5 protein-coding genes are annotated in these 6027 nt (G+C 33.0%); all 5 read right to left on the bottom strand.

Going from position 1 to position 6027, the window contains the following annotated elements:
- Positions 1-560: 560 nt before the first annotated feature.
- Complete coding sequence (locus DG508_RS13335) at positions 561-1568, bottom strand: tail fiber protein (protein ID WP_159090820.1); 1008 nt, start codon at positions 1566-1568, stop codon at positions 561-563.
- 181 nt (positions 1569-1749) lie between these two features.
- Positions 1750-2808, bottom strand: a complete 1059-nt coding sequence (locus DG508_RS13330) for a nucleoid-associated protein (RefSeq protein ID WP_108868626.1) — start codon at positions 2806-2808, stop codon at positions 1750-1752.
- 198 nt (positions 2809-3006) lie between these two features.
- Complete coding sequence (locus DG508_RS13325) at positions 3007-3519, bottom strand: IS1096 element passenger TnpR family protein (RefSeq protein ID WP_108868625.1); 513 nt, start codon at positions 3517-3519, stop codon at positions 3007-3009.
- Positions 3520-3562: 43 nt separating this feature from the next.
- The gene (locus DG508_RS13320) at positions 3563-4579 is read right to left on the bottom strand and encodes a COX15/CtaA family protein (RefSeq protein ID WP_108868624.1); all 1017 of its coding nucleotides are present in this window, start codon (positions 4577-4579) and stop codon (positions 3563-3565) included.
- A gap of 23 nt (positions 4580-4602) precedes the next feature.
- Positions 4603-6027: a CCA tRNA nucleotidyltransferase gene (locus tag DG508_RS13315; RefSeq protein WP_108868623.1), complete on the bottom strand. Its 1425-nt coding sequence runs from the start codon at positions 6025-6027 to the stop codon at positions 4603-4605.

The following is a 6027-nucleotide window of genomic DNA, read 5'->3' as shown; positions in this document are numbered from 1 at the left end:
ATTTTAATGAGTTGTGTGTTTAAAACATATAATGAGGTAAATATAACACAAACAGAATTACTTTGCTTATAGATATTTATATAATTGTTACGGTTTTACTACAAAATTTACCGTATAAGTAATTGTTTAATAGGATTTTGTGACATACTTTATTGAACACTCCCAACAATAAGTAGGTTTACCCCTTACTAAGACCCTTTGAGGGGTCATGCTGAGGGTTCGAAGGATCATCAAGGTGGTTCTAGGTACCTATATAGGTAGCTCGAAGCGTGGTTGAGGTGATTCTAACCACCTATATAGGTGGTTCGAGTTGATAATTTATCAACTCAAAGGGTCAGCATATCAGATTGAGTCGATAATGTATCAGCTCAAAGGGTCAACATATCAACTCGATTTGATAATGTATCGGCTCAAAGGATCAACTTATCAAATCGAAGCGATACTTTATCAGCTCGAACCACCTCGGGATCAGCTCGAACCCTCCCAATAAGGGGGTACCCCCTTATCGGCAGGGGGTAAAAAAGAAAACCCAGAGAAAAAATCTGGATTTGTATTTTAGGTTATTTGAATTTCTTTTCTAATTCTAAATTTTTCTGTTTAAGTAAAGTTACTTCTTTTTGAAGTTCTGCCGTTCTCTTATTTTGTTCAATCATATATATGGTGAGTTCTTCAATTTTTTGAAGTAATTTGGCATTCATTTCTCCAAGTTGAATACCGTTTTGTGTTACTTCTTGAGCAGAAGGGATATCAGGTAAATGTCCTTTTTCTATAATATGGTTTTCAACCTCTTCTAAGGTTTGTAAGTTGTAATCATGTTCAAAAACGTAATCAGGCCAGATGGACAGATCGACTTTTACTTCTTTAGCATGTATTTTACCATTTACGGCAAGTTTAGAGTCGGGACTTGCGGTTCCGATTCCTACATTACCATTTTTTAATATTGACATCTTACTTCCTCCATCAATTTGAAAGCCAAATCGAGAATTAGTTGCTCCTCCAACAATATTGATATAGCTGTTGCCATCTCCAGAATTAAAAAGACTTACATGTCTATCATTAGAGTATGATGTTTTAATAACTCCTCTAACTTCTAATTTTGAAGAAGGAGTAGTTGTTCCTATCCCAAGCTTACCATTGGCTGTCATCGTCATCATTTTTGTAGTGTAACTGGTCCATGAAAATAAAGGCCTGGTTTGTATGGGGCCAGCTGGTCTTCGAGCATCAAATGTTACTATAGAGTGTCCTCCATTATCATTGTTGTCAGATGTGGATCCCATAACATATATTGATGGTCTATTATCTGATTCATGATGCCCTTTTAGTGTTGGTATGAATTGGTTTACAGTTCCTGTAGCATTGGAAATTTGAAAATAATCATTAGGAGCATCAGATACTTTGAATTTGGCTAAATCTTCTGTTTGTCCAGAATTTGATTGAACAACAAATCTGGCAGTAGGACTTACTGTTCCAACCCCTGTATTATTACCGTTAACAGGAAAGGTGCTTTGAGCAATACTAGTTAATGATAACAATGCACATGGCATTGATAGAAATACAATTTTCTTCATAATTATAAATTAGGTGAATAATGATGTTATTGTAGGGTAGGAAATGATGATAAAAATACAAAAAAAAACTATCCTAAAAAGGATAGTAATTGTAAAACAATAGATGCTTTTGACAGAAGATAAAAACACAATTAGATAGAAAATTCAATGCCTTTATCTTCTGATAATAATATCGGTTATTTTATGTTTTTTGTTCTTTATTGAAGTATACTAGGTAGTAATACATTTGTTTTTCTTCGTCCCAGCCTTTTTCTACAAATTTTTCTGCTGATTCAGGATTTATAAAATCCATTTTTATCTGCACATTGGTATCTAGGTTGATGACGTTTTTAATTTTCTTACGAGCAGCTGTTACTGCATTATTGGCAATAGGGAATGTAGTAAGGTCTTCTATGTGGTATTTAGGTGCTTTTTCTTCTTTATAATGCTTAAATTCTGGAATAAGATCTGGATTGTCTATTACCTCGTTTAGAAACGCGGTTTCTTCAAACTCATCATTTTTGGCAAAATGATTTACAGCACGGTTCATAAACATTACTTCTTCTTTCTTATCTTCTGCAGGTAGTACTACATCTTTAGCAAAATCCTGGCAGAATTTCATATACTTTTTAGTGTAAAAATTTTCATCTGCAAAAGCTTCTACTCCAAGAAAATGTTCTAACCAGTATTTGGTGTCATATTTGTTGGAATCTACAGATAGAATTTTATATCCTTCTTCTTTCTTATGATTAAAGATAAGACATCCTTTATCAAGCTTGTTAAGATTTACCCCTTGTTGAATCAATAATTCGATATCAGACTCTTTTTGTCCAAATTGAAGAAAATCATGTTTTAATTCTGATTTAAATATACCTACAGCATCAACCTTTTCATTATCAATGGTTACATTATCTAGATAGGTAACATACACTTCTCCGCTTTTGATATGAGGGTGTTGTGATTGTTCAAAAAGTAAAGAGGCAATTCGCTTGGATTTTTCGTGTACCGATGAAGGGTGGTCAAAAATCTCAGATACAATCTTATATAATGGATTGAATTCTATATCTACTTCATTGGCAAACTGAAAATAATTTTCTTCTTTTTCTCTAAAAGGTTTGAAGAAGTATTCTTTAAGTAGTGCAGTTAATTCATCATTGAGTGTGTATGGAGACTCTGATAAGAAAATGTTTTCGTTTTTGTTCTTATTTCCTATCTGGTGAACTGATAACGATTCAATCTGCGTGCTATATAAGTTGATCATAATCTTATTATTTCAAAATAACAAAGTAGCGTTATTACTAAGTCACTTTTAGTTTAAAAATTTTAATGTTTTCGATCCCTCACAGAGGGTTTGATATTTTCAGATTTGTTTCAAAATCAAAAAACCTTTTCAAAAAAGCGTATCAGGTAAACTAGCTCCTAGGTTATTGATTTCTATAGGTATTCTTTATAAATAGAGTTAATTCCAGTTTTCGTCAAAACCAAGATTTCCATACTCATCAAAGTCTATAAAATCATCATTGTCATCATCCTCGTTATATTCGTCATCTGCTACAAACTCTTTTTCAGGAGCTTGATCTGGTATTTGGCCATGAATATACATTATGTTTGGATATTCTCTTCCGTTTTCATATTCTGCTACTTCCGCTAGTTCCACAAGAAATGTCCACATATTAAGAAAGTCATAGACATAGATTAGTCTAGGAGAACTTTCATTAGCTACATCACTAAGTGTGGTCTCATTCATTAATCGCACTGGTTGATTTCCTTCACTCATATCAAATAGAGATATTTCTTCTCCTTGATTCCATTGCTCATCACTCACATAAAAAGAAGCCATTTCGGTTCCGTCAAAACCAAAAGATTGAGTAATCACGTTGTGAAACTGTTCTAAGGTCGTATCTTGCTCTATTTCAATATCTCTAAACACATCTTCTTCTGTATCCAGAATTATTCTGAAACGGTATATCATTTTTTTACTAATTAAGAAATGCAAAGATACTATAAAAGCATTATTATTTACTAAAACGATGTAATGAAAAAGTCATTGTCCCTAATAGGAAAAAAGCTACAACTTGATGTAGTACTCCTAGTGTGATAGGTACTCTGTAGATCAAGGTAAAAATACCGAGTATGAATTGAAGACATACGATAAGCAATAAGGTGCTGAGTGCATTGGACTGAATATGATTTTTTTCGATCTTTTTACTTCGATACCAAATAAAAATAATGAAACCAACAACAAGATATGCCAGATAACGGTGTATGAACTGAACGCCACTTTTTCCCTCGATAAAGTTTTTTATAAAAGGAGATTGCTCGATATATACAGATTCATGAATTAATGTTTGATCATTCATTAATGGCCAGTGATTATGTAAAAGACCTGCATCGAGCCCTGCTACAAAAGCACCATAGATAATTTGTAGTAAAAGAAAACCAAGTCCCCATCTAATCAGGTTTCTAAATTTGATATTTACTGTTTTTCTTGTTGGATATATAAGATCTAGAGCAACCCATAATGTATATGCAAAAGTTATAAAAGCAGCAGTAAGATGCATCGCAAGACGGTAATGACTTACATCTGGTCTATCAATCAATCCACTTTTTACCATAAACCATCCTAGAAACCCTTGAAATCCCCCCATGAGCATCAATAATATAGATTTTTTGATAGTGGGTTTGGTTAATTGTTTTCTGATTAAAAAGTAAACAAAGGGAATTATGAATACGACACCAATAAATCTTCCTAAAACTCTGTGTAACCATTCCCAGAAATAAATATCTTTGAAATCTTCGAGAGTAAATTGATGATTTATTTTTTGATATTCTGGATATTGTTTATATAAATCAAAAGCAACAGCCCATTCGCTATCATTCATAGGAGGGATTGTTCCTGAGATCAATTTGTAATTAGACATCGATAATCCCGAATGAGTAAGTCTGGTTATTCCTCCTACAACAACCATAACAAAAATTAATACACACCCTGTAAGTAGCCAGTATATTACTCTTTTATTGTCTTTTTTCATTTTTTTACACCTTAAAAAGGCATTTAGTTATTTTTTAAGCCCAGTTCTTCTCCTTTTCTTATCATAAATTCATAAGCAGCTTCATGCTCATTAGGTATTTCTCCTTCTAGAATGGCTTCTTTGATAGCTTCTTTGATAATTCCGATCTCGCGAGAAGGTTTGATATTAAAAGTGGTCATGATTTCTTCTCCAGTAACAGGAGGTTGAAAATTACGAATATGATCACGTTCTTCTACCTCGATCATTTTTTGTCTTACAATCTTAAAATTGTTGTGATATTTCTTGAAACGTTTTGGGTTTTTTGTAGTGATATCTGCTTCACAAAGGGTCATTAACTGTTCTATATAATCTCCAGCATCAAATACAAGCCTTCTTACGGCAGAATCTGTAACTTCTGATGCAATAACGATAGGTCTAGAACTCATCAATACCATTTTCTGAACAAATTTCATTTTGTCATTCAATGGCATTTTTAATCTTTTAAAAAGTTTGAATACCATTTTTGAACCTACAAATTCATGTCCATGAAAAGTCCATCCTACTTTTTTACTAAATCTCTTTGTGGGAGCTTTGCCTATATCATGCAATAATGCTGCCCATCGTAGCCAAAGGTCATCGGTATTATTAGCAATATTATCTACAACCTCTAGAGAGTGATAGAAATTGTCTTTGTGTTTTTGTCCTTCAACTTCATCAATACCTTTTAGAGCTGTAATTTCTGGAAGAATATAGGCTAATAAGCCTGTTTGTTCAAGTAGTTTAAAACCAATTGAAGGTTTTTTACTCAACAATATTTTATGTAATTCATCTACAATACGCTCTTTGGTAATTATCTTAATGCGATCTTTATTGTCTGTTATTGCTTTTAATGAAGTTGACTGTATTTTAAAATTAAGTTGCGTTGCAAAACGAATAGCCCGCATCATTCTCAAGGGGTCATCAGAATAGGTGATATCTGGATTTAGAGGAGTGCGAATTATTTTTGATTGTAAGTCTTCTAGCCCATTAAAAGGATCTAATATATCTCCTTTGTTTTTAGTAGATAAGTGTAAAGCTAATGCATTGATTGTAAAATCACGTCTATTTTGATCGTCTGTCAGGGTTCCGTTTTCTACAATAGGGTTACGACTATCTTCAGAATAAGATTCTTTTCTTGCACCGACGAATTCGATTTCTATATCGTCAGCTTTTAGCATGGCAGTCCCGTAAGTTTTAAAAATCTGTACTTTGGGACGATGCGGTAATAGTTTTGAAACTTCTTTAGCTAATGCTATTCCGCTTCCTACAGTTACAATATCAATATCTTTGGCTGTTCCTCTTTGTAATATATGATCTCTTACAAAACCACCAATGACATAACTATCCAATTGTAAATTTTCAGACGCTTGAATGATGGTGTTAAAAATGGGGTGTTGTAAGGCTTCTTTATAATTTTTGACTTCCGACAT

The sequence above is a fragment of the Aquimarina aquimarini genome (assembly GCF_900299535.1).
Taxonomy (GTDB): domain Bacteria; phylum Bacteroidota; class Bacteroidia; order Flavobacteriales; family Flavobacteriaceae; genus Aquimarina; species Aquimarina aquimarini.
The sequence above is the reverse complement of the archived record's forward strand: the minus strand, read 5'-3'. Positions and strand labels throughout refer to the sequence as shown.

Excerpts from the sequence above, each read along its gene's own strand:
- DG508_RS13330 (WP_108868626.1), bottom strand. The coding sequence starts at position 2,808 with ATGATCAACTTATATAGCACGCAGATTGAATCGTTATCAGTTCACCAG.
- DG508_RS13315 (WP_108868623.1), bottom strand. The coding sequence starts at position 6,027 with ATGTCGGAAGTCAAAAATTATAAAGAAGCCTTACAACACCCCATTTTT.
- DG508_RS13335 (WP_159090820.1), bottom strand. The coding sequence starts at position 1,568 with ATGAAGAAAATTGTATTTCTATCAATGCCATGTGCATTGTTATCATTA.
- DG508_RS13320 (WP_108868624.1), bottom strand. The coding sequence starts at position 4,579 with ATGAAAAAAGACAATAAAAGAGTAATATACTGGCTACTTACAGGGTGT.
- DG508_RS13325 (WP_108868625.1), bottom strand. The coding sequence starts at position 3,519 with ATGATATACCGTTTCAGAATAATTCTGGATACAGAAGAAGATGTGTTT.